Below are 22,627 nucleotides of genomic sequence, written 5' to 3'. Positions count from 1 at the left end.
AGGAGTACGTATGTCCGAAGATATCTTTGATGCCATCATCGTGGGTGCAGGTCTGGCCGGTTCGGTTGCGGCGCTGGTGCTTGCTCGCGAAGGTGCACAGGTGCTGGTTATCGAGCGTGGCAATTCTGCTGGCGCGAAGAATGTCACCGGTGGGCGTTTGTATGCACATAGCCTGGAACGCATCATTCCCGGCTTTGCGGATCAGGCCCCCATTGAACGCATGATCACCCACGAAAAACTCGCCTTTATGACCGACAACGGGGCGATGACTATCGACTACTGCAATGGTGAAGATGCTTCAGCGTCGCAGGTTTCCTATTCCGTCTTACGCAGTAAATTTGACGCCTGGCTGATGGAGCAGGCCGAAGAGGCGGGGGCGCAGCTGATCACCGGTATTCGCGTCGATAATGTCGTTCAGCGTGATGGCAAAGTCGTGGGTGTGGAAGCCGATGGCGATATTCTGGAAGCCAAAGTCGTAATTCTCGCTGATGGGGTGAATTCTCTGCTGGCTGAAAAGCTGGGCATGGCCAAGCGTGTTGAGGCATCGCATGTTGCCGTCGGTGTGAAGGAACTGATCGAATTGCCGAAGTCGGTCATTGAAGATCGTTTCCAGTTACAGGGCAACGAAGGTGCCGCCTGTCTGTTTGCCGGGGCGCCAACCGATGGTCTGATGGGCGGTGGCTTCCTGTATACGAATGAAACAACCCTTTCCCTGGGGCTGGTCTGCGGTCTTCATCATCTGAAAGACGCGAAAAAATCGGTCCCGCAAATGCTGGAAGATTTCAAACAGCATCCGGCAGTTGCGCCGCTGATCGCCGGTGGCAAGCTGGTGGAATATGCCGCGCACGTTGTACCCGAGGCGGGAATGAATATGCAGCCTGAACTGGTGGGCGATGGCGTACTGATTGCCGGGGATGCTGCCGGCATGTGTATGAACCTCGGCTTTACCATCCGTGGTATGGATCTTGCCATATCCGCAGGCGAAGCGGCGGCGAAGACGGTGCTTTCGGCGATGAAGCGCGACGATTTTAGCAAGCAATCGCTGGGGGAATACCGTCAGCATCTGGACGAAGGTCCGATGCGCGATATGCGCATGTATCAGAAACTACCGGCTTTTCTTGATAATCCCCGCATGTTTACCGCCTATCCCGAAATGGCGGTCAATATCGCGCGCGACCTGTTCACCGTGGATGGCTCCGCGCCGGTGCCGATGCGTAAAAAAATCCTGCGCCATGCGAAGAAAGTGGGCTTCATCAACCTGATGAAAGATGGCCTGAAAGGAGTGACCGTATTATGACATCTCCCGTTAATGTGGACGTCAAACTGGGCGTCAATAAGTTCAATGTGGATGAAGATAGCCCGCACATCATTCTCAAAACCGATCCTGATAAACAGGCGCTGGAGGTGCTGATTAAGGCCTGTCCGGCGGGACTGTATAAAAAGCAGGACGACGGTAGCGTTCGTTTTGATTACGCCGGGTGCCTGGAGTGCGGAACGTGCCGGATCCTCGGCCTTGATACGGCGCTGGAGAAATGGGAATACCCACGCGGGACGTTTGGCGTGGAGTTCCGCTACGGCTAATAAGTACGAAGTTGTGCCCCCGTAGGCCGGATAAGATGCGGTAGCGTCACCATCCGGCAATCATGTGGCGCCAATGCCGGATGGCGGCGGAAACGCCTTATCCGGCCTACAGATGCGCTTTGCCCGTGTTGACACAGGACATCACCATGCAGCAGCCCAGGAACTTTGATGACCTTAAATTCTCCTCCATTCATCGCAGAATTATGCTGTGGGGAAGCGGCGGCCCGTTCCTTGATGGCTACGTGCTGGTGATCATTGGCGTGGCGCTGGAACAACTGACGCCGCTATTGCACCTTGATGCTGAATGGATTGGCGCGCTCGGTGCGGCTACGCTTGCCGGACTGTTTATCGGCACCTCGTTGTTTGGCTATATTTGCGATAAAGTCGGGCGGCGTAAAATGTTCCTGCTTGATATTATCGCTATCGGTGTTATCTCCGTGGCGACCATGTTTGTTTCCACGCCGCTTGAATTGCTGGTGATGCGCGTTTTAATTGGCATTGTTATCGGCGCGGATTACCCTATCGCCACTTCCATGATTACGGAGTTTTCCAACACCCGCCAGCGCGCGTTCTCTATCGGTTTTATCGCCGCGATGTGGTACGTCGGCGCGACCTGCGCCAACCTGGTGGGCTACTGGCTGTATGACATGGAAGGCGGCTGGCGCTGGATGCTTGGCAGCGCCTTTATCCCGTGCTTAATCATTTTGATTGGCCGCTTTGACCTGCCGGAATCGCCACGCTGGCTATTGCGAAAAGGACGGGTAAAAGAGTGCGAACAAATGATGATCAAACTGTTCGGCGAACCGGTCTGCTTTGACGATGAGCCGCCGCAGGAGACCCGCTTCCTGCAGCTGTTTAACCGCCGTCATTTCCCGTTTGTACTGTTCGTTGCGGCTATCTGGACCTGTCAGGTGATCCCGATGTTCGCTATCTATACCTTTGGGCCGCAGATCGTCGGGTTACTCGGCTGGGAGCAGGGGCGCAACGCGGCGCTCGGCAATGTGGTCATTAGCCTCTTTTTTATGCTGGGCTGTATACCGGCGATGTTCTGGCTAAACAGTATTGGCCGTCGCCCTCTGCTTATTGGCAGCTTCGCCATGATGACTATCGCGCTGGCGCTGCTGGGGCTGGTGTCAAATCTGGGCATCATACTGGTCGTGGTGGCGTTTGCGGTATACGCCTTCTTTTCCGGCGGACCGGGCATACTGCAATGGCTTTATCCTAATGAACTCTTCCCGACGGATATTCGCGCTTCGGCCGTAGGGGTCATCATGTCATTAAGCCGCATCGGAACCATTGTCTCCACCTGGGCATTACCGATTTTTATTACTCGTTACGGTATTAATAACGTCATGCTGATTGGCGCGTTGATTTCGTTAGTCGGGCTTGGCGTATCGGTGATGTTTGCCCCGGAAACCCGCGGCTTGACGCTAACACAGACCGGAAACATGACTTTGCGCGGAACGCCATCGGATAACCCTCGTTAAGAGTGTTCTGCATTTCTCCCTGCTTTTCGCCAATAACGCTACAGTTAACAGTCACATGCTAAAACAACTGAAAAGCAGGGAGAACACCATGCAAAAACGTCTTATGACCGCACTGTTTACCGCAGCAACACTATTCACCGTCGCAGGATGCTCTTCTAACCAGGCGGTTGAAACCACGGATGGCAAAACTATTGTCACCGACGGGAAACCCGAGGTCGATAACGATACCGGTATGGTGTCTTACAAAAACGCCGCCACCGGGAAAACCGAACAGATTAACCGCGATCAGCTGAAAAATATGAGCGAGCTGGATAATTAATTCAATTTTTTCTGGTTAGCCGCTCAATAATATTCTCTCTTTATGCGCATCCATTTATTCCCATGCGAATAAACGGATGCCTGAACAGGCAGGGACGCCGGAAAACGTCGAAATACGTTCGCCCGTGTTCCCGCTTTCCCCACCGCGCTGTCCGCTTACATGAGGTTACATTCATCGACATTTCTCTGAACAGCGGCTCAACATTTCCCGGAAAAAAAACATATCGCAGGGCATTTATCCTTATGATTAGGTATAAATGATGAGGTATAAGGAACAGGAGTCTGTAATGAAACCAATACCTTTTTATTTGCTCGCGCTATTTTCTGCCGCCTCCGGGGCTACGGAGATAAACGTCTGCAAAGACCTGATCGGAACATGGAAAACCACGGCAGATAACCCGCCTTATACCATGACAATATCGCCGCCAGTAGAAAGCTGCGGGGAAAAATGTGTGAAACTGAACGTGCAGTATGAACTTGACGTGACTCACCGCAACGCGCTTTATTGCCATGAAGGACAAGAGGGGGTAAAAGGGCAGGGACCCATGGTGATAGCATTTGAAGGGGCGTATGGTGGACACGCTATTGGAACCTATAACCGACAGCTGCAATTACTTTGGGCTGGCGTAATACCGAAAAATAAAAAGGGGAAATGGATAACGAAAATGGAAAATTACTGGTTCAGGCAGGTAAAAGCGCATTAAACATCATCTTAAAACAGCCCGCAAAACCGTCTTATTCACGAAGGGCTTACTGCCTGCGCGCGCACATTCCAACGGCTTGCCAGCCCCGGATGAACTGTTGATAAAAAAGAGGGCCAGCATCTGTTTCCAGACGGCCCTGAGTGGATTGTGACGTAACATGGCACCTTGCTGGCGCTCTCTTATTATTTCATGCCAGTGCCATCGTTATGGCGCAATCAGAGCATTATTTCGTCGCATCGTTATAAACTTCGGCAACGGCTTCAAAATTCGGACCATGCTCACGTGCAGCGATAATATGGTAATATTTTCCGCCTTTCGCATCGGCTAATTCTGACAGTTTTTCGCGTAGATCAGAGGGTGAGGAAATCTGCCCGCCACTCTGGGACACATTTATGGTGCCGACCTTAACCAGTTTGAAGTGGCTGATTTCTTGCTTAGAGACCTGCTCTGCCGCAAGTGTGCTGAATGAAGCAACCGTTGCCAGTAATGCGGCGGCAATAATGCGTTTTTTCATAGTTCTGTTCCTGTTGCATTGATGATAAGGTTTGCGCAATATCAGTAATCCGTAACGAAATTATTTATCCCCTTCATACTTCAGGTTGCTTATGGGTTGGCTACGGATTACTCGGCCCACCCATGGGCCTCGCCCTGACGGGCCGTCGCACGCGACGTTCAAATCTGCTCCCGGCAAATTTGTCGCTCACCTCAGTCACATAATTATCTATGCTCCTGGGGACTCACTCCCTTGCCGCCTTTAAGCAACTCGAATTATTTTGGGTAATAACCTCGGTTGATTATCTGAAAATAGCCTTATTTGGTGTGACCGTCTTATATCTTGTTATAGTCACCTCTTTATGTTGTTGTCAATGTAAAATAATACACTGCCAGCTAAAAAGAAACTTAACCCCCTGTAAATAATAGTTTTTATATTATTTCTTTTAATGGCGTAATTTTTATTGAATCACGCGGCAATACGCTAGTTTTATTCATAAGCAACATAACAGAATTGAGTTATGTTTTAATTTCCCAGAGTGATATTACCGGTTGTATGTCTATGGTTGCGCGGCCTGTTACTGATAGTGTTTCTTTCGGGGCGATTTTATTGTAGCGGCATAGGGTAATCACCGTAGTTGAAGGGAAAAGGCACGAACACAGAGCTATAGAGTATGTTTAATAATGTATTTTTTTATGAAGTAATGTCTGCAGTTGTATCTCTAAAATAAAAACAATGAACTTTTCATCTAAATAATTTTTCAATGAATTATGCTCATTTATTAATATATTTCTAATTTGAAATACAAATCAATTTATAACACATATTCTTACCCGGAAGGCATTGATACATATCCACGCTTCCTCGTACAGTAATAAATGAATATGTGATAAAGTTACTGACTACAGGTATAATAATATGAGTAATAAAAAAAATCTGTCCGCAGAAGAGACGGATCTTACGCGTAGGAAACTGTTAACCAGCGCCGGTATTCTTGCCGCCGGCGGTATGCTATCCGGCGCGGTAAAAGCTGATGAAAAATGTGCCGTCAAGGCGAAACCGGCGTGGGATAAACCGTTTACCGGCGAAATCCCGGAAAAATTGCCAGAAGGATATAATATTCTGTTAGTCGTGACCGACCAGGAGCGTTTTTTTCCTACGTTTCCTTTCCCGGTACCCGGCAGAGAGCGGCTCATGAAAACGGGGGTGACATTCTGTAATCATCAGAATACCAGTAATGTCTGTACGCCTTCCCGCTCCGTATTGTATACCGGCTTACATATGCCCCAGACAAAAATGTTTGATAATCTGGGATTACCCTGGATGCCTTATGACCTTGACCCCGCTCTTGGAACCACAGGCCATATGATGCGGGAACTGGGATACTATACGGCCTATAAAGGTAAGTGGCATCTTACAGAAAAACTGGAGAAGCCTTTGCCTGACGAAAAAGATGAGGATATTGATGTCGGGGATATTCCTGAACCAGAATTACATAAAATTATGGAAAAATATGGTTTTGCTGACTATCACGGCATCGGCGATATTATAGGCCATAGTAAAGGCGGTTATTTTTATGATTCAACCACCACGGCTCAGACTATAAATTGGTTAAGATGCAAGGGGCAGCCCTTGAATGACCAACACAAGCCCTGGTTCCTGGCCGTTAACCTCGTTAATCCTCATGACGTCATGTTTATTGATACCGATAAAGAGGGAGAAAAGGTACAGTGGCGTGGCGAGTTGGATCAGGATGATAATACCCTGGCGCCCACGCAGCCGCCGGAAAACGAGCTTTATCAGGCAAGCTGGCCGAACTATCCGCTGCCGGCAAACAGGCATCAATCATTCAATGAGCAGGGAAGACCGCCGGCGCATCTTGAATACCAGACAGCGCGCGCTGCGCTGGAAGGGCAGTTTCCTGATGAAGATCGTCGTTGGCGTAAACTGCTTGACTACTATTTCAACTGTATCCGCGATTGTGATACTCACCTTGACCGGATATTAAATGAACTTGATGCCCTCAAGTTAACTGATAAAACGATTGTTGTATTTACTGCCGATCATGGCGAATTAGGCGGAAGCCATCAGATGCACGGTAAAGGCGCTTCCGTTTATAAAGAACAGATCCATGTACCGATGATTATTTCCCACCCGGCGTACCCCGGTAATAAGAAATGTCAGGCGTTGACCTGTCATCTTGATATCGCGCCGACATTAGTTGGGCTGACCGGTTTGCCGGAAGAAAAACAGCACCAGGCGTTAGGCAACCGCAAAGGCGTTAATTTTAGCGGATTGCTAAAAAACCCGGAAGGCGTTGCGGTTAATGCGGTGAGAAATGCCAGCTTATATTGCTATGGCATGATCTTGTATACCGATGCCCATTATCTCCACCGCGTTATCGCGCTACAAAGAGATAAACAAAAAACGGTGGCGCAAATCAAGCAGGAAATATCCCATTTGCATCCTGATTTCAGCCATCGTTCAGGGACGCGGATGATTAACGATGGCCGTTATAAGTTTGCACGCTATTTCTCGCTAAGGGAGCATAATACGCCGGAAACCTGGGAGGATCTTATTAAGTACAACGATCTTGAACTTTACGATCTTAAAAATGATCCCGATGAGAACCATAACCTTGCTGCTGATAAACAGAAATATCAGGATCTCATTCTTACGATGAATGAAAAACTGAATAAAATTATCAAGGACGAAATTGGCGTGGATGACGGCAGTTTTATGCCGGATGCGGCCCATGAGCCGTGGGATCTTACTATTGAGCAGTTTAACCGCATGGCGAAAGATTAAGAGCCTGGCCCATTAGGCTATTTTATTCGCCATTTGGGGACCGGGCAGTGCTCAAAATCCTCACGTACTACGTGTACGCTCCGGTTTCTGCGCGCTGGTCGGCCCCAAACTGGCTTCAACAATTACGCCTACTGGGCCAGGCTCTAAGTACCTGACCCATTAGGTTAATTTATGCGTCGGCGATCTGGCATCCAGCGTGTCTGGAGGTTCAGATGCTGTTGGCGCTGCGCTTATTGGGTCTGTGTCATCATGTAATGGATTGATATTACAGTCATTACAGGCAAATTTAGCGCAGCGCCGCCCGACAAGAAGGCCTTAAACCGATTTGTCAGCGATTTAAGGCTGCTATCATCACCGACCTTTCCACACCGGATCGCGCTTTTCCGCAAACGCCTGCGGCCCTTCGAGAGCGTCTTCCGGGGGCAGGATGGCGCCAGCTCCTGGCTGGCGTTAATTCAATTTTTTCTGATTAGCCGCTCAATAATATTCACTATTAGCCTGGCGAATTTGTCACTACACTTTGTAATAAAAAACAGATCATCACAGGCTAATCATGATCCTCATTATTTATGCGCATCCGTATCCGCATCATTCTCATGCGAATAAGCGGATGCTTGAACAGGCAGGGACGCTGGAAAACGTCGAAATACGTTCGCTTTATCACCTCTATCCCGATTTCAATATTGACGTTGCCGCCGAGCAGGAGGCGCTGTCGCGCGCGAGTCTTATCGTCTGGCAGCATCCGATGCAGTGGTACAGCGTCCCTCCTTTACTCAAATTATGGATGGATAAAGTCCTCACCCACGGCTGGGCTTACGGTCATGGCGGTACGGCATTGCATGGTAAACATCTGCTATGGGCGGTAACGACCGGCGGTGGTGAAAACCACTTTGCTATCGGTTCACATCCGGGATTTGACGTCCTTTCTCAGCCGCTACAGGCGACGGCGCTCTATTGCGGCCTCAAATGGCTGCCGCCGTTTGCCATGCACTGCACGTTCATTTGCGATGACGACACCTTACAGGCGCAGGCGCGTCAGTATAAACAGCGTTTACTGGCATGGAAGGAGGTGAATCATGGATAGCCATACTCTACTGCAGGCGCTGATCTATCTTGGTTCGGCGGCGCTGATTGTGCCGATTGCGGTACGTTTGGGCTTAGGATCGGTGCTGGGGTATCTGATTGCGGGTTGCATTATCGGCCCCTGGGGACTACGGCTGGTGACGGACGCCGAATCTATTCTGCATTTTGCGGAAATCGGCGTCGTGCTGATGTTGTTTGTTATTGGGCTTGAGCTGGACCCGCAACGGTTATGGAAGCTGCGCGCCTCGGTATTTGGCGGCGGCGCGTTACAAATGGTGGTCTGCGGCGTACTGATTGGTCTGTTCTGCATGTTTCTTGGCCTGCGTTGGCAGGTGGCGGAACTGATTGGCATGACGCTGGCGCTTTCGTCCACGGCTATCGCCATGCAGGCAATGAATGAGCGTAACCTGACCGTTTCGCAAGTAGGGCGTAGCGCATTTGCAGTGCTCTTGTTCCAGGATATCGCGGCGATCCCGCTGGTGGCGATGATTCCGCTGCTGGCCGCCAGCGGCGCATCCACCACGCTTGGCGCGTTTGCGCTATCGGCGTTGAAAGTCGCAGGCGCGTTGGCGCTGGTGGTGTTGCTGGGACGCTACGTTACGCGCCCGGCGCTGCGCTTTGTCGCGCGTTCTGGTTTGCGGGAAGTGTTCAGCGCCGTGGCGCTATTTCTGGTGTTTGGTTTCGGCCTGTTGCTGGAAGAGGTTGGGCTGTCAATGGCGATGGGCGCGTTCCTGGCGGGCGTTCTGCTGGCGAGTTCGGAATATCGTCATGCGCTGGAAAGCGATATTGAACCCTTTAAGGGGTTGCTGCTGGGGCTGTTCTTTATTGGCGTCGGCATGTCGATTGATTTCGGCACGCTGGTGGAGAATCCGCTGCGCATTCTGCTGTTGTTGGCCGGTTTTCTGGCAATCAAAATCGTCATGCTGTGGCTGGTCGCGAGGCCGCTGGGCGTACCGGCAAAACAGCGTCGCTGGTTTGCCGTCTTATTAGGCCAGGGAAGTGAGTTTGCGTTTGTGGTTTTTGGCGCGGCGCAAATGGCGGATGTACTTGAGCCGGAATGGGCAAAAGCGCTGACGCTGGCGGTCGCGCTGTCGATGGCGGCTACGCCGATTTTTCTGGTGCTGCTGACTCGCATGGAGAAGACCGCGACGGGTGAAGCGCGCGAGGCGGATGAAATCGACGAAGAGCAACCGCGGGTTATTGTGGCCGGGTTTGGACGATTTGGGCAGATAGCCGGGCGTCTGCTGCTGTCGAGCGGGGTGAAGATGGTGGTGCTCGATCACGACCCCGATCATATCGAAACGCTGCGTAAATTCGGCATGAAGGTTTTTTATGGCGACGCGACGCGTATGGATTTGCTGGAATCTGCCGGAGCGGCGAAGGCGGAGGTATTGATTAACGCCATTGACGATCCGCAAACCAATTTGCAACTGAGTGAACTGGTGAAGTCGCATTTCCCGCATCTGCAGATTATCGCCCGCGCCCGTGATGTCGATCATTACATTCGCCTGCGCCAGGCTGGTGTGGCGATGCCCGAACGTGAAACCTTCGAAGGCGCGCTCAAAAGCGGGCGACAGGCGCTGGAGGCGCTGGGGCTGGGGCGTTATGAAGCCCGCGAGTGCGCGGATCTGTTCCGCCATTTTAATACCCGGATGGTGGAAGAGATGGCGAAAGGGGAAAACGATCCGTTATCTCGCGCCGCCGCCTATAAACGTACCAGCGCGATGTTGAGCGAAATTATTACCGAGGACCGGGAGCATCTGTCGTTGATTCAGCGCCACGGCTGGCAGGGAACGGCTGAGGGCAAACATTCCGGGGAGGTCGCCGATGAACCCGAGGTCAAACCGTCAATCTAAAGTAAAAAATGTGATGTTCTGCAAACTTTACTGCTAATTGGCTGTTTTTGAACTACTGTAATGCTGGCGCTCCACATCAAATGAGTGGCGTCGCCAGCAGAACGAAAAATTTTCGTGCTCATCCTCTTTTCGTCAGTCGACGAAAGATTGCGCTTTACGTATAGTGGCGGCAATTTTTTTTGTATCAGGAAATAATTAATGATCAGTCTGATTGCGGCGTTAGCGGTGGATCGCGTCATCGGTATGGAAAACGCCATGCCGTGGAACCTGCCTGCCGATCTCGCCTGGTTTAAACGTAACACGTTAAATAAACCTGTCGTCATGGGACGTCACACCTGGGAGTCCATCGGACGCCCCTTACCGGGACGTAAAAATATTGTTATCAGCAGCCAGCCGGGCACCGACGATCGCGTGCAGTGGGTGAAGTCTGTCGATGAGGCGATTGCCGCTTGCGGCGATGCGCCGGAAATTATGGTCATTGGCGGCGGGCGCGTGTACGAGCAGTTCTTGCCAAAGGCGCAGAAGCTTTATCTGACGCATATTGATGCGGAAGTCGAAGGCGATACCCATTTTCCGGATTATGAACCGGATGACTGGGAATCGGTATTCAGTGAGTTTCACGATGCCGATGCGCAGAATTCTCACAGCTATTGTTTCGAGATTCTGGAACGTCGTTAACGCTGTAGTGCCGGATGGCGGCGAAACGCCTTATCCGGCCTACTCTTGAGCCGGATGTAGCCGGATGTAGGCCTGATAAGCGTAGCGCCATCAGGCATAAACCTATCAGGCGTTGACCGCTTCGCCTTCGCCCATATCCATCTGGCGGTTTGACGGCTGCACAAAATACTGTTTATCTTCCCAACGTAAACAGGTTAACTCCCCGCCCCAGCAGCAGCCGGTATCCAGCGCGTAAATACCTTCTGGCGTCCCTTTCCCTTCCAGCGACGCCCAGTGCCCGAACGCAATACTGTAAGCCTCGCTCACCGGTCCCGGAATGGCGAACCACGGCTTCAGCGGCGCAGGGGCATTTTCCGGCGACGCTTTACTGTACATATCCAGTTGACCGTTAGGAAAGCAGTAACGCATACGGGTAAAAGCATTAGTAATAAAGCGTAGCCGCGCCAGACCACTTAACTCCGGCGACCAGTTATTCGGCATATCGCCATACATCGCGTCGAGGAAAAAGGGGTACGAGTCGCTCGACAGCACCGCTTCAACATCGCGGGCGCACTCTTTTGCCGTCTGCAAATCCCACTGCGGGGTAATACCCGCATGCGCCATGACCAGCTTTTTCTCTTCATCTACCTGCAACAGCGGCTGACGGCGTAACCAATTCAACAGCTCATCGGCGTCCGGCGCTTCAAGAAGCGGGGTCAGCCGGTCTTTAGGTTTGTTGCGGCTAATCCCGGCGAATACGGCCAACAGGTGTAAATCGTGATTCCCCAGCACCAAACGCACGCTATTGCCAAGTGATTTGACGTAGCGTAACACGTCCAGCGAACCAGGACCGCGGGCGACCAAATCGCCAGTCAGCCATAGAGTGTCTGTATCTGGCGTAAATTCCACTTGCTGTAATAAGGCGATCAGTTCGTCGTAGCAACCGTGAACGTCGCCGATGAGATAAGTTGCCATTGTTATAATTTTAGTGAATGAGTGTAGGGACGGCGAGTCGAAACACGGGAATGTCGATGGTAAAGGCGTCGCCATTTTCATCGATCATTTCGTAATGACCCTGCATGGTGCCCAGCGGCGTTTCAATTACCGCGCCGCTGGTGTACTGATACTCTTCGCCAGGCGCAATGCGCGGCTGGACGCCAACCACACCTTCGCCCTGGACTTCAGTTTCACGGCCATGACCATTGGTAATCAGCCAGTAGCGGCCCAATAGCTGCACTGGCGCCCGGCCCAGATTGCGGATGGTTACGGTATAGGCAAAAACGTAACGTTCATCGTCAGGTGAGGATTGCGCCTCAATGTAGACGCTTTGCACCTGAATACACACTCTGGGCGAATTGATCATGTTTAACTCTCCTTCAAAGGCGCGTTTTCCGACAGATAGTTGGCCATCTGGCAGTACTGCGCGACAGAGATATTTTCCGCGCGCATTGCCGGGTCAATACCCATTTCCGTCAACGTCTCAACGCTAAAAAGATTGCCGAGACTGTTACGGATCGTTTTACGGCGCTGGTTAAAGGCCTCGGTGGTAATACGGCTCAACACGCGAATATCTTTAACCGGGTAAGGCATTGTTGCGTGTGGAACCAGACGCACCACGGCGGAGTCCACTTTGGGCGGCGGCGTGAAGGCGGATGGCGGCACTTCAAGCACCGGGATCACCTGACAGTAATATTGCGCCATCACGCTTAAACGACCATACGCTTTGCTGTTCGGCCCTGCAACCAGACGATTTACCACTTCTTTTTGCAGCATAAAGTGCATGTCGGCAATGGCATCAGTATAGCTAAAGAGATGGAACATCAGCGGGGTGGAGATATTATAGGGCAGATTGCCGAACACACGCAGCGGTTGGCCCAACTGCGCAGACAGTTCGCCAAAGTTCATGGTCATGGCGTCCTGCTGATAAATAGTCAGCTTCGGCCCTAAAAACGGATGGGTTTGCAAACGCGCCGCCAGATCGCGGTCAAGTTCAATGACCGTGAGCTTATCCAGTCGTTCGCCGACCGGCTCCGTCAGCGCCGCCAGGCCGGGGCCGATTTCAACCATCGCCTGGCCTTTTTGCGGATTAATAGCAGAAACAATACTGTCGATCACAAACCGATCGTTGAGAAAGTTTTGCCCGAAGCGTTTACGGGCTAAATGGCCCTGATGGACTCGATTATTCATTGGGTATTAACAATCATTTTGATGGCGAGATTAAGCGCCGTAATAAAACTGCCGACATCCGCTTTTCCACGACCTGCCAGTTCAAGCGCGGTGCCGTGGTCAACGGAGGTTCGAATAAAAGGTAGGCCGAGCGTAATATTCACTCCCCGACCGAATCCCTGGTATTTTAGCACGGGCAGGCCCTGATCGTGGTACATCGCCAGCACCGCGTCGGCATTATCGAGATATTTGGGCTGAAACAGCGTATCAGCAGGTAGCGGCCCGTTGAGTGTCATCCCCTGCGCCCGCAGCTCGTCGAGCACCGGAATGATGGTGTCTATCTCTTCCGTGCCCATATGACCGCCTTCGCCCGCGTGCGGATTCAGGCCACAGACAAGAATGCGCGGTTCGGCAATACCAAATTTGGTCCGCAAATCGTGATGCAAAATAGCAATCACTTCGTGCAAAAGCGCAGGGGTGATGGCGTCTGCAATCGCCCGTAGCGGCAGATGCGTAGTCGCCAGCGCCACGCGAAGTTCTTCGGTTGCCAGCATCATCACGACTTTTTTCGCCTGCGAACGCTCTTCGAAAAACTCGGTATGACCGGTAAACGGAATGCCTGCGTCGTTAATAACGCCTTTGTGCACGGGGCCTGTGATCAGCGCGGCAAATTCACCGTTCAGACAGCCATCACACGCTCGCGCCAGCGTCTCTACCACGTAGGGGCCATTTTCTACCGTCAACTGACCGGGGATGGCAGGCGCGCGCAGCGAGACCGGCAATAGGGTCAGCGTTCCCGCGGGCTGCGGCGCAGCGGGGACATCAGGCGAGTAAGGGAGAAGCGAGAGGGGCAGGCCGAGCATGGCGGCCCGCTCCGTCAGGAGCGCGCCGTCCGCACAGACGACCAGTTCAATCGGCCACGCGCGTTGCGCCAGTTGGACGACAAGATCGGGGCCAATCCCGGCGGGTTCGCCGGGAGTGATAACAACGCGTTGCGCACTGCTCATTAGTTACTCAAAATCTTAACGTAAGCGCTGGCGCGCTGTTCTTGCATCCAGGTCGCCGCTTCTTCTGAGAACTTACGGTTCATCAGCATACGATAAGCGCGATCTTTCTGCGCCGCATCGGTTTTGTCTACCTTACGCGTATCCAGCAATTCGATCAGATGCCAGCCGAAAGAGGAGTGTACCGGCGCGCTTATTTGGCCTTTATGCAGCTTCGTCAGCGCGTCGCGGAACGCCGGATCGAAAATATCTGGCGTAGCCCAACCCAAATCACCGCCCTGGTTAGCGGAGCCCGGGTCCTGAGAGTACTCTTTCGCCGCAGCGGCAAATGTGGTTTTACCACTCTTAATGTCAGCCGCGATTTCTTCCAGCTTCAGGCGCGCCTGCTGATCGTTCATGATCGGCGACGGCTTAAGCAGAATGTGACGAGCGTGAACTTCGGTCACGGAGATACTCTGGCTCTGACCGCGCAGGTCATTTACTTTCAGAATGTGGAAGCCGACGCCGGAGCGAATCGGGCCGACAATGTCGCCTTTCTTCGCGGTGCTCAGCGCCTGGGCGAAAATCCCCGGCAGCTCCTGGATACGGCCCCAGCCCATCTGACCGCCTTTTAGCGCCTGCTGGTCGGCAGAGTAGGTAATCGCCAGTTTGCCGAAATCTGCGCCGTTACGCGCTTCTTCAACAATGCTTTCCGCCTGGCGCTGCGCGTCGTTAACCTGCTCGGAGGTTGGGTTTTCCGGCAGAGCAATCAGGATATGGCTCAGGTTCAGCTCGGTGCTGGCATCGTTTTGGGTGCCAATCTGTTTTGCCAGCGCGTCAACTTCTTGCGGCAAAACGGTGATACGGCGACGAACCTCGTTGTTGCGCACTTCAGAGATAATCATCTCTTTACGAATCTGGTTACGGTAGGTTGAATAGTTCAGCCCATCGTAAGCCAGACGGCTGCGCATCTGATCCATCGTCATATTGTTTTGTTTGGCGATGTTGGCGATGGCCTGATCCAACTGCTCATCCGTGATCTTCACCCCCATCTTCTGACCCATCTGCAGGATAATTTGATCCATAATCAAACGTTCCAGGATCTGGTGACGCAGCGTGGCGTCGTCCGGAAGCTGCTGACCTGCCTGACCCGCGTTGAGTTTGACTGATTGCATTAAGCCATCAACGTCGCTTTCCAGCACGACGCCATTATTGACGACGGCTGCGACTTTATCGACTACCTGGGGGGCAGCGAAACTGGTATTCGCGATCATGGCGATACCGAGAAGCAGCGTTTTCCAGTTCTTCATACTTTTTCCATTTCAATTAACCGCAATGCGGATTACGTTGTAAATCAATCAGATTACATAGAGCTTTGGTACGGCAGAATGTTCGAACGCAACATTTCTTGCGTGCCGAGGCCGTAGTTAGAGCTCAAACCGCGCAGCTCAATGTTGAAGCCAATCGCGTTATCATAAATCGCGTGTTGTTTATCGTTATCCCAACCGTTCAGCTTACGTTCGTATCCGACGCGGATCGCATAGCAGCAAGAGTTGTACTGCAAGCCGAGCATCTGGTCTGCAGGTTTGCTCGAATTGGTATCGAAGTAGTACGCGCCGACAATCGACCAGCGATCGGCAATCGGCCAACTTGCCACCGCGCCCACCTGGTTGATGCCGTTTTTATACTGCTCTGCCGTGGAATAATACGAAGGCAACGTAGCCTGAATATATTCCGGGCTGGCATAGCGGTAGTTCAACTGTACCAGACGATCCTGATCCCGACGGTATTCGAGGCTGCTGCTGCTGGTAGCGACGCTATCCAGACGGGTATCGTACTGCACTCCGCTACGCAGCCCCCAGCGTTCTGAAATACGCCAGTAAGTGTCGCCTGCCCAAACCAGCGAACCGGTTTTGTCGTCATTCTCCCATTTAATGTTGTCATCGCCGGTGCGAGACTCCGTGAAATAGTAGATTTGACCAACAGAAACGTTAAAACGTTCAACGGCGGCATCATCATAAATGCGTGTTGTGACGCCTGTCGTGACCTGGTTGGCGGAAGCAATACGGTCGAGACCGCCATAAGTGCGGTCGCGGAACAGGCCGTTATAGTCGGATTGCAGCAAAGAAGAATCGTAGTTATAGATGCCGCTCTGGTCGCGGTACGGCACATACAGGTACTGCACGCGTGGTTCCAGCGTCTGGGTATACCCTGGCGCCAGCATCGCCATATCGCGTTCGAAGATGAGCTTACCGTCGACTTTAAACTGCGGCATGACGCGGTTAACCGAATCTTCCAGCTTATTTTTATTGTTTGGATCGCTGTTATAGCTGTCCAGATTCGTTTGCTGATAGTGCGTCGCCATCAGCTTCGCTTCGGTGTTCAGGCTGCCCCAGCGGTTGGAGAGCGGCAAATTAATGGTTGGCTCCAGGTGGACGCGGGTCGCTTCCGGCATGTTGTCTTTGGTGTTAACAAAGTGCACCGCCTGGCCGTAAATCCGGGTATCAAACGGCCCGAGATCGTTATGGTAGTAGTTAACGTCTAACTGCGGCTCCGCAGAGTAGCTGCTGGTGTTTTGATCGTTAAAGACCTGGAATTGTTTGGTCGACACCGTAGCGTCAAAGTTTTGTACGGCGTAGCCGACGCTGAATTTCTGCGTTGCGTAGCCGTCGGTACTGGAACCGTACTTACTGTCGAAATCATTAAAGTAGCTGGAGTCGCTGACTTTGGTGTAATCGACGTTAAAACGCCACACCTGATCCATCACGCCTGAGTGCTGCCAGTAGAATAACCAGCGGTGCTTATCGCCCTCTTTGGGATGTTCGTCCTCGTAGACTTTATCAGAAGGCAGATAATCTAATTCCATCAACCCGGCGCCTGCCTGCGTGAGATAACGGAATTCGTTCTCCCACATAATATTGCCGCGGCGGTGCATATAGTGCGGGGTGATGGTGGCGTCCATATTGGGCGCGATGTTCCAGTAATACGGTAAGTAGAACTCGAAATAGTTCTTGGTCGTGTATTTCGCGTTCGGGATCAGGAAACCTGAGCGACGTTTGTCACCGACGGGTAGCTGTAAATAGGGGCTATAAAAGATCGGAACCGGACCTACTTTAAACCGGGCGTTCCAGATCTCCGCAACCTGTTCTTCACGGTCATGGATGACTTCACTCCCCACCACGCTCCAGGTATCGGAGCCAGGCAGACAGGAGGTAAAGCTGCCGTTTTCCAGAATGGTATAGCGGTTTTCGCCGCGCTGCTTCATGAGATCGGCTTTACCGCGCCCCTGACGGCCCACCATCTGGTAATCGCCTTCCCAGACGTTCGTGTCTTTGGTGTTCAGGTTCGCCCAGCCCTTCGGCCCTTTAAGGATGACCTGATTATCATCATAATGCACATTACCCAGCGCATCGACGGTGCGTACAGGTTCCGGCTGACCTTCCGCCTGCTTCTGATGAAGCTGCACTTCATCCGCTTGCAGGCGGCTATTCCCCTGCATAATGTCCACGTTGCCGGTAAAAACGGCATCGTCCGGGTAGTTACCTTTAGCGTTATCGGCATTGATAGTAACCGGCAGATCGTTGGTATCGCCTTTTACCAGAGGACGATCGTAGCTCGGCACGCCCAACATACACTGTGAGGCGAGATCGGCTGCCAGCCCCTGATGACTATAAAGGGCGCTGGCGATCATGGTGGCCAGAAGAGTGGGAATACGTTTTTTCATACGTTGTATTTATTGTTCCATCATCGGTAGCGTTGCGCGTGACAAACGGTCACAGCCTAACTTACTCATCTTCGCTGCGCCAGTGTTAATCCTGCCGTTTAGCGTCTGTGGTGTTAGGCACGGCATTGAATGACAGGTATGATAATGCAAATTATAGGCGATGTCCCACAATTGACCGTAGCCTTCATTCGCAGAAAAGCACCTTATTTTGTGGGAGATAGCCTCACCGATAGCGTAACGTTTTGGGGAGTCTATGCAGTACTGGGGAAAGATAATTGGCGTCGCCGTAGCCCTGATGATGGGCGGCGGCTTTTGGGGCGTGGTCCTGGGTCTGCTGGTGGGCCATATGTTCGACAAAGCCCGCAGCCGAAAAATGGCGTGGTTTGCCAACCAGCGGGAACGGCAGGCGCTGTTTTTTGCCACCACCTTTGAGGTGATGGGCCACTTAACCAAATCAAAAGGACGGGTGACGGAAGCGGATATTCATATCGCCAGTCAGTTGATGGATCGTATGAATTTACACGGCGATTCACGTACAGCCGCGCAGAACGCCTTTCGGGTCGGAAAAGCGGATAATTACCCATTACGTGAAAAGATGCGGCAGTTTCGTAGCGTCTGCTTCGGGCGTTTTGATCTGATCCGGATGTTTCTGGAAATTCAGATCCAGGCGGCGTTTGCCGATGGCTCGCTACACCCTAATGAGCGGGAAGTGCTGTATGTGATTGCGGAAGAGCTAGGTATTTCCCGCATACAGTTCGATCAGTTTCTGCGCATGATGCAGGGCGGTGCGCAGTTTGGCGGCGGTTATCATCAACAGTCCGGCGGCGGCTGGCAGCAGGCGCAGCGCGGCCCGACGCTGGAAGATGCCTGTAATGTGCTGGGGGTTAAAACCACCGACGATGCAACCACCATTAAACGCGCTTATCGCAAACTGATGAGCGAGCATCATCCCGATAAGCTGGTGGCCAAAGGATTGCCGCCGGAAATGATGGAGATGGCGAAGCAAAAAGCGCAGGAAATTCAGAAAGCGTATGAGCTAATCAAAGAACAGAAAGGCTTCAAGTGATTGAATTGCCGGATGCGGCTAGCGCCTTATCCGGCCTACGTTAATGAATGTAGGCCGGATAGGCGAAGCGCCCCGGCATAAATTGGCTCCGAATTTAAAAATCTGCCGGGACTTTAAACGTCATGCTGTTACCGTAAGCGGGATGGGTAATGGTCAGCATTTCGGCGTGTAACTGCAAACGCGGCGCCAGCGACAACGCTTCCGGCGAGGCGTAAAACCGATCGCCTAAAATCGGGTGGCCTAACGCCAGCATATGCACACGAAGCTGATGCGAACGCCCGGTGATCGGTTTGAGCACCACGCGGGCGGTATTATCCGCCGCAAACTCCACCACGTTATATTCCGTTTGCGCCGGTTTGCCGGTTTCATAACACACTTTCTGCTTTGGCCGGTTCGGCCAGTCGCAGATGAGCGGTAAGTCAACCAGCCCTTCCGCCGGGGAGGGATGCCCCCATACGCGCGCCACATACTGCTTTTTCGGCTCACGTTCGCGGAACTGGCGTTTTAGCTCCCGCTCCGCGGCTTTGGTCAGCGCCACTACAATCACGCCGCTGGTGGCCATATCCAGACGATGCACCGATTCTGCCTGCGGGTAGTCGCGCTGGATACGCGTCATAATGCTGTCTTTGTGCGCTTCCAGACGCCCCGGCACGGACAACAGGCCGCTGGGCTTATTGACCACCATAATGTGCTCATCCTGATACAGGATAACCAGCCAGGGTTCCTGCGGCGGATTGTAGTTTTCCATCCCCATGTACGGCTCCGTTATTGGTGCGTGACGACGATAAGACGCAGCGCGTCCAGACGCCAGCCTGCCTGATTCAGGCTTTCCAGCACCTGCTGACGGTTGCTGTCGATAGCGGCAAGTTCGTCGTCGCGAATGTTCGGGTTGACGGCGCGCAGCGCTTCCAGACGCGACAGTTCCCCGGACAGTTTTTCATCCGCCTCGCGACGCGCGTTATCAATCAGCGCTCTGGCGGACTGTTCAATCTGCGTCTCGCCCAGTTGCAAAATGGCATGGACGTCCTGTTGCACGGCGTTAACCAGTTTGCTGCCGGTGTGGCGATTCACGGCGCTGAGCTGACGGTTGAAGGTTTCAAACTCGACCTGGGCGGCCAGATTGTTGCCGTTTTTATCTAACAGCATACGTACCGGCGTCGGCGGCAGGAAGCGGTTCAGTTGTAGCTGTTTCGGCGCCTGCGCTTCCACGACGTAAACCAGTTCGACCAGCAGCGTGCCGACGGGCAGCGCTTTATTTTTCAACAGCGAAATGGTGCTGCTGCCGGTATCGCCGGAGAGGATCAGATCCAGTCCGTTACGGATGAGCGGATGTTCCCAGGTAATAAACTGCGCATCTTCGCGAGACAGGGCTACGTCACGTTCAAACGTGATAGTACAGCCGTCTTCCGGCAGGCCGGGGAAATCCGGCACCAACATGTGGTCGGACGGCGTCAGCACGATCAGGTTGTCGCCGCGATCGTCCTGGTTAATGCCGACGATATCGAACAGGTTCATGGCGAACGCGATCAGGTTGGTGTCGTCGTCCTGTTCTTCAATGCTTTGTGCGAGCTGTTGGGCTTTTTCTCCGCCGTTGGAGTGGATCTCCAGCAGGCGGTCGCGGCCCTGTTCTAACTGGGCTTTTAGCGCTTCATGCTGTTCGCGGCAGGATTTGATCAGATCGTCAAACCCGTCGGTTTCTTCAGGCGCGGCCAGATAGTTAATCAGACTGGCGTAGGCTGAATCATAAATCGCGCGACCGGTCGGGCAGGTGTGCTCAAAGGCGTCCAGCCCTTCGTGATACCAGCGAACCAGCACCGACTGGGCGGTTTTTTCCAGGTACGGGACGTGGATCTGGATATCATGCGCCTGGCCGATACGATCCAGACGACCAATACGCTGTTCCAGCAGATCCGGGTTAAACGGCAAGTCGAACATCACCAGATTGCTGGCAAACTGGAAGTTACGTCCTTCGGAGCCGATTTCGGAACATAACAGCACCTGCGCGCCGGTATCTTCTTCGGCGAACCAGGCGGCGGCGCGGTCGCGTTCAATAATCGACATGCCCTCATGGAACACGGCGGCGCGGATGCCTTCGCGTTCGCGCAGCACCTGTTCCAGCTGTAACGCGGTGGTCGCCTTGGCGCAGATCACCAGCACTTTTTGCGAACGATGGCTGGTCAGATAGCCCATCAGCCACTCAACGCGCGGGTCGAAGTTCCACCAGGTGCCGGTATCGCCTTCGAACTCCTGATAAATTTGTTCCGGATAGAGCATATCGCGGGCGCGATCTTCCGCGCTTTTACGCGCGCCCATAATGCCGGAGACCTTAATGGCGGTCTGATACTGGGTCGGCAGCGGCAGTTTTACCGTATGCAGTTCACGTTTCGGGAACCCCTTGACGCCGTTACGGGTGTTGCGGAACAGAACGCGGCTGGTGCCGTGGCGATCCATCAGCATCGACACCAGCTCATCACGGGCGGCCTGCGCGTCGTCGCGATCGCTATTAGCGGCCTGCAACAGCGGTTCAATATCCTGTTCGCCGATCAGATCGCCCAGCCTGTTCAGTTCGTCGTTGCTGAGTTTATTGCCCGCCAGCAGCATGGCCACCGCATCAGCGACAGGGCGGTAGTTTTTCTGTTCTTCGACAAACTGTTCGAAATCGTGGAAACGGTTCGGATCGAGCAGGCGCAGACGGGCGAAATGGCTTTCCATCCCCAGCTGTTCTGGCGTGGCGGTCAGCAGCAGCACGCCCGGTACGCGTTCAGCTAATTGTTCGATGGCCATATATTCACGGCTCGGCGCATCGGTGCTCCACACCAGATGATGCGCTTCGTCGACCACCAGCAAATCCCACTCGGCGTCGCACAAATGTTCCAGACGCTGCTTATTACGGCGGGCGAAATCCAGCGAGCAGATCACCAGTTGCTCGGTTTCAAACGGGTTATACGCGTCGTGCTGCGCTTCGGTATAGCGTTCGTCATCGAACAGCGCGAAGCGCAGGTTGAAACGGCGCAGCATTTCTACCAGCCACTGGTGTTGCAGGGTTTCCGGAACAATGATCAATACGCGTTCCGCCGCGCCGGATAATAACTGTTGATGCAGAATCATCCCGGCTTCAATGGTTTTACCTAAGCCCACCTCATCCGCCAGCAGTACGCGCGGCGCATGGCGACGACCCACATCATGAGCGATATTAAGCTGATGCGGGATCAGGTTGGTCCGCTGACCGCGCAGGCCGCTGTATGGCATCCGGTACTGCTCGCTCTGAAATTTACGGGCGCGATAGCGCAGCGCGAACCGATCCATTCGATCGATTTGACCGGCGAACAGACGATCCTGGGGCTTACTGAAAACCAACTTGCTGTCGAGCAGAACTTCGCGCAGCGTCACATTGGTCTCTTCGGTATCCAGGCGGGTGCCGACATAAACAAGCAGGCCATTTTCTTCTTTTACTTCATCGATATGTAGCTGCCAGCCTTCATGGCTTGTAATCGTATCGCCAGGGTTGAACATGACGCGGGTCACGGGAGAATCACTACGCGCATACAGGCGGTTTTCCCCCGTGGACGGGAAAAGTAAGGTGACGGTTCGCGCATCCATCGCAACAACGGTTCCAAGTCCCAGCTCGCTTTCTGTATCGCTGATCCAGCGTTGACCAAGTGTAAAAGGCATATGTGTTCGGCTCTATATCTTTAATTGCA

General features: G+C 53.0%; 19 protein-coding genes and 2 pseudogenes. 11 read left to right on the top strand and 10 right to left on the bottom strand.

Annotation, left to right across the window (positions count from 1 at the left end):
- Positions 1-10 precede the first annotated feature (10 nt).
- From ACLJR2_RS00900 to ACLJR2_RS00875, 6 genes and pseudogenes are all read left to right on the top strand, one after another.
- On the top strand, positions 11-1,297 hold the full coding sequence (locus tag ACLJR2_RS00900) for an FAD-dependent oxidoreductase (protein ID WP_001287773.1): 1,287 nt from the start codon (positions 11-13) through the stop codon (positions 1,295-1,297).
- Entirely contained in the window at positions 1,294-1,581 is a 288-nt protein-coding gene (fixX, locus tag ACLJR2_RS00895) for a ferredoxin-like protein FixX (RefSeq protein ID WP_000203736.1), read from the top strand. The genes ACLJR2_RS00900 and fixX overlap by 4 nt, the downstream gene beginning before the upstream one ends.
- A gap of 146 nt (positions 1,582-1,727) precedes the next feature.
- The gene (locus ACLJR2_RS00890; RefSeq protein WP_001187057.1) at positions 1,728-3,068 is read left to right on the top strand and encodes an MFS transporter; all 1,341 of its coding nucleotides are present in this window, start codon (positions 1,728-1,730) and stop codon (positions 3,066-3,068) included.
- An 88-nt stretch (positions 3,069-3,156) separates the two neighbouring features.
- Positions 3,157-3,387 (top strand): YgdI/YgdR family lipoprotein, encoded by a 231-nt coding sequence (locus ACLJR2_RS00885; protein ID WP_001172089.1) that lies wholly within the window; start codon positions 3,157-3,159, stop codon positions 3,385-3,387.
- 26 nt (positions 3,388-3,413) lie between these two features.
- A pseudogene (locus ACLJR2_RS00880) lies at positions 3,414-3,508 on the top strand (glutathione-regulated potassium-efflux system ancillary protein KefF); the annotation flags it as partial.
- A gap of 165 nt (positions 3,509-3,673) precedes the next feature.
- A complete protein-coding gene (locus tag ACLJR2_RS00875) occupies positions 3,674-4,090 on the top strand; it encodes a hypothetical protein (protein WP_000802643.1) in 417 nt (138 codons plus the stop codon).
- A gap of 223 nt (positions 4,091-4,313) precedes the next feature.
- On the opposite strand, the gene srfN is transcribed toward ACLJR2_RS00875, so the two are convergent.
- Positions 4,314-4,604, bottom strand: a complete 291-nt coding sequence (srfN, locus tag ACLJR2_RS00870; RefSeq protein ID WP_000745961.1) for a DUF1471 family virulence protein SrfN — start codon at positions 4,602-4,604, stop codon at positions 4,314-4,316.
- An 897-nt stretch (positions 4,605-5,501) separates the two neighbouring features.
- Here srfN and ACLJR2_RS00865 point away from each other — a divergent pair.
- Positions 5,502-7,391, top strand: coding sequence for a sulfatase-like hydrolase/transferase (locus tag ACLJR2_RS00865; RefSeq protein WP_000066315.1), 1,890 nt, complete (start codon positions 5,502-5,504; stop codon positions 7,389-7,391).
- A gap of 351 nt (positions 7,392-7,742) precedes the next feature.
- Here ACLJR2_RS00865 and ACLJR2_RS00860 read toward each other — a convergent pair.
- Positions 7,743-7,823, bottom strand: a pseudogene (locus tag ACLJR2_RS00860) (hypothetical protein); the annotation flags it as partial.
- Positions 7,824-7,944: 121 nt separating this feature from the next.
- Between ACLJR2_RS00860 and kefF the strand changes: the two are divergent.
- From kefF to folA, 3 genes are all read left to right on the top strand, one after another.
- Positions 7,945-8,475 (top strand): glutathione-regulated potassium-efflux system oxidoreductase KefF, encoded by a 531-nt coding sequence (kefF, locus tag ACLJR2_RS00855; RefSeq protein WP_000600705.1) that lies wholly within the window; start codon positions 7,945-7,947, stop codon positions 8,473-8,475.
- Positions 8,468-10,330 carry a glutathione-regulated potassium-efflux system protein KefC gene (kefC, locus tag ACLJR2_RS00850; RefSeq protein WP_000377177.1) on the top strand — a complete coding sequence of 621 codons (1,863 nt, stop codon included), beginning with the start codon at positions 8,468-8,470 and terminating at the stop codon, positions 10,328-10,330. Before kefF ends, kefC begins: the two co-directional genes overlap by 8 nt.
- Positions 10,331-10,528: 198 nt before the next feature.
- Entirely contained in the window at positions 10,529-11,008 is a 480-nt protein-coding gene (gene folA, locus ACLJR2_RS00845; RefSeq protein ID WP_000624379.1) for a type 3 dihydrofolate reductase, read from the top strand.
- A gap of 105 nt (positions 11,009-11,113) precedes the next feature.
- On the opposite strand, the gene apaH is transcribed toward folA, so the two are convergent.
- The 6 genes from apaH to lptD are packed head-to-tail and all read right to left on the bottom strand — an operon-like array spanning position 11,114 to position 17,860.
- Positions 11,114-11,962 (bottom strand): bis(5'-nucleosyl)-tetraphosphatase (symmetrical) ApaH, encoded by an 849-nt coding sequence (gene apaH, locus ACLJR2_RS00840; RefSeq protein ID WP_000257211.1) that lies wholly within the window; start codon positions 11,960-11,962, stop codon positions 11,114-11,116.
- Positions 11,963-11,972: 10 nt separating this feature from the next.
- Positions 11,973-12,350 (bottom strand): Co2+/Mg2+ efflux protein ApaG, encoded by a 378-nt coding sequence (apaG, locus tag ACLJR2_RS00835; RefSeq protein ID WP_000610894.1) that lies wholly within the window; start codon positions 12,348-12,350, stop codon positions 11,973-11,975.
- 2 nt (positions 12,351-12,352) lie between these two features.
- On the bottom strand, positions 12,353-13,174 hold the full coding sequence (gene rsmA, locus ACLJR2_RS00830; RefSeq protein WP_001065397.1) for a 16S rRNA (adenine(1518)-N(6)/adenine(1519)-N(6))-dimethyltransferase RsmA: 822 nt from the start codon (positions 13,172-13,174) through the stop codon (positions 12,353-12,355).
- Positions 13,171-14,160: a 4-hydroxythreonine-4-phosphate dehydrogenase PdxA gene (gene pdxA / locus ACLJR2_RS00825; protein ID WP_000093005.1), complete on the bottom strand. Its 990-nt coding sequence runs from the start codon at positions 14,158-14,160 to the stop codon at positions 13,171-13,173. Before pdxA ends, rsmA begins: the two co-directional genes overlap by 4 nt.
- On the bottom strand, positions 14,160-15,446 hold the full coding sequence (gene surA, locus ACLJR2_RS00820) for a peptidylprolyl isomerase SurA (protein WP_000800482.1): 1,287 nt from the start codon (positions 15,444-15,446) through the stop codon (positions 14,160-14,162). Before surA ends, pdxA begins: the two co-directional genes overlap by 1 nt.
- 53 nt (positions 15,447-15,499) lie before the next feature.
- Positions 15,500-17,860, bottom strand: coding sequence for an LPS assembly protein LptD (lptD, locus tag ACLJR2_RS00815; protein WP_000746119.1), 2,361 nt, complete (start codon positions 17,858-17,860; stop codon positions 15,500-15,502).
- A 253-nt stretch (positions 17,861-18,113) separates the two neighbouring features.
- On the opposite strand from lptD, the gene djlA reads away from it, so the two are divergent.
- Positions 18,114-18,926 carry a co-chaperone DjlA gene (gene djlA / locus ACLJR2_RS00810; protein WP_001200591.1) on the top strand — a complete coding sequence of 271 codons (813 nt, stop codon included), beginning with the start codon at positions 18,114-18,116 and terminating at the stop codon, positions 18,924-18,926.
- Positions 18,927-19,020: 94 nt separating this feature from the next.
- On the opposite strand, the gene rluA is transcribed toward djlA, so the two are convergent.
- On the bottom strand, positions 19,021-19,680 hold the full coding sequence (rluA, locus tag ACLJR2_RS00805; protein WP_000525196.1) for a bifunctional tRNA pseudouridine(32) synthase/23S rRNA pseudouridine(746) synthase RluA: 660 nt from the start codon (positions 19,678-19,680) through the stop codon (positions 19,021-19,023).
- 11 nt (positions 19,681-19,691) lie between these two features.
- Complete coding sequence (gene rapA, locus ACLJR2_RS00800) at positions 19,692-22,598, bottom strand: RNA polymerase-associated protein RapA (protein WP_001116968.1); 2,907 nt, start codon at positions 22,596-22,598, stop codon at positions 19,692-19,694.
- Between the last annotated feature and the right edge of the window lie 29 nt (positions 22,599-22,627).

The organism is Salmonella sp. SAL03688 (genome assembly GCF_046551895.1).
Classification (GTDB): Bacteria; Pseudomonadota; Gammaproteobacteria; order Enterobacterales; family Enterobacteriaceae; genus Salmonella; species Salmonella enterica.
This window is presented reverse-complemented; position numbering and strand designations above follow the sequence as displayed.

Coding starts and splice junctions, on each gene's coding strand:
- ACLJR2_RS00900 (WP_001287773.1), top strand. CDS start 11: ATGTCCGAAGATATCTTTGATGCCATCATCGTGGGTGCAGGTCTGGCC.
- fixX (WP_000203736.1), top strand. CDS start 1,294: ATGACATCTCCCGTTAATGTGGACGTCAAACTGGGCGTCAATAAGTTC.
- ACLJR2_RS00890 (WP_001187057.1), top strand. CDS start 1,728: ATGCAGCAGCCCAGGAACTTTGATGACCTTAAATTCTCCTCCATTCAT.
- ACLJR2_RS00885 (WP_001172089.1), top strand. CDS start 3,157: ATGCAAAAACGTCTTATGACCGCACTGTTTACCGCAGCAACACTATTC.
- ACLJR2_RS00875 (WP_000802643.1), top strand. CDS start 3,674: ATGAAACCAATACCTTTTTATTTGCTCGCGCTATTTTCTGCCGCCTCC.
- srfN (WP_000745961.1), bottom strand. CDS start 4,604: ATGAAAAAACGCATTATTGCCGCCGCATTACTGGCAACGGTTGCTTCA.
- ACLJR2_RS00865 (WP_000066315.1), top strand. CDS start 5,502: ATGAGTAATAAAAAAAATCTGTCCGCAGAAGAGACGGATCTTACGCGT.
- kefF (WP_000600705.1), top strand. CDS start 7,945: ATGATCCTCATTATTTATGCGCATCCGTATCCGCATCATTCTCATGCG.
- kefC (WP_000377177.1), top strand. CDS start 8,468: ATGGATAGCCATACTCTACTGCAGGCGCTGATCTATCTTGGTTCGGCG.
- folA (WP_000624379.1), top strand. CDS start 10,529: ATGATCAGTCTGATTGCGGCGTTAGCGGTGGATCGCGTCATCGGTATG.
- apaH (WP_000257211.1), bottom strand. CDS start 11,962: ATGGCAACTTATCTCATCGGCGACGTTCACGGTTGCTACGACGAACTG.
- apaG (WP_000610894.1), bottom strand. CDS start 12,350: ATGATCAATTCGCCCAGAGTGTGTATTCAGGTGCAAAGCGTCTACATT.
- rsmA (WP_001065397.1), bottom strand. CDS start 13,174: ATGAATAATCGAGTCCATCAGGGCCATTTAGCCCGTAAACGCTTCGGG.
- pdxA (WP_000093005.1), bottom strand. CDS start 14,160: ATGAGCAGTGCGCAACGCGTTGTTATCACTCCCGGCGAACCCGCCGGG.
- surA (WP_000800482.1), bottom strand. CDS start 15,446: ATGAAGAACTGGAAAACGCTGCTTCTCGGTATCGCCATGATCGCGAAT.
- lptD (WP_000746119.1), bottom strand. CDS start 17,860: ATGAAAAAACGTATTCCCACTCTTCTGGCCACCATGATCGCCAGCGCC.
- djlA (WP_001200591.1), top strand. CDS start 18,114: ATGCAGTACTGGGGAAAGATAATTGGCGTCGCCGTAGCCCTGATGATG.
- rluA (WP_000525196.1), bottom strand. CDS start 19,680: ATGGGGATGGAAAACTACAATCCGCCGCAGGAACCCTGGCTGGTTATC.
- rapA (WP_001116968.1), bottom strand. CDS start 22,598: ATGCCTTTTACACTTGGTCAACGCTGGATCAGCGATACAGAAAGCGAG.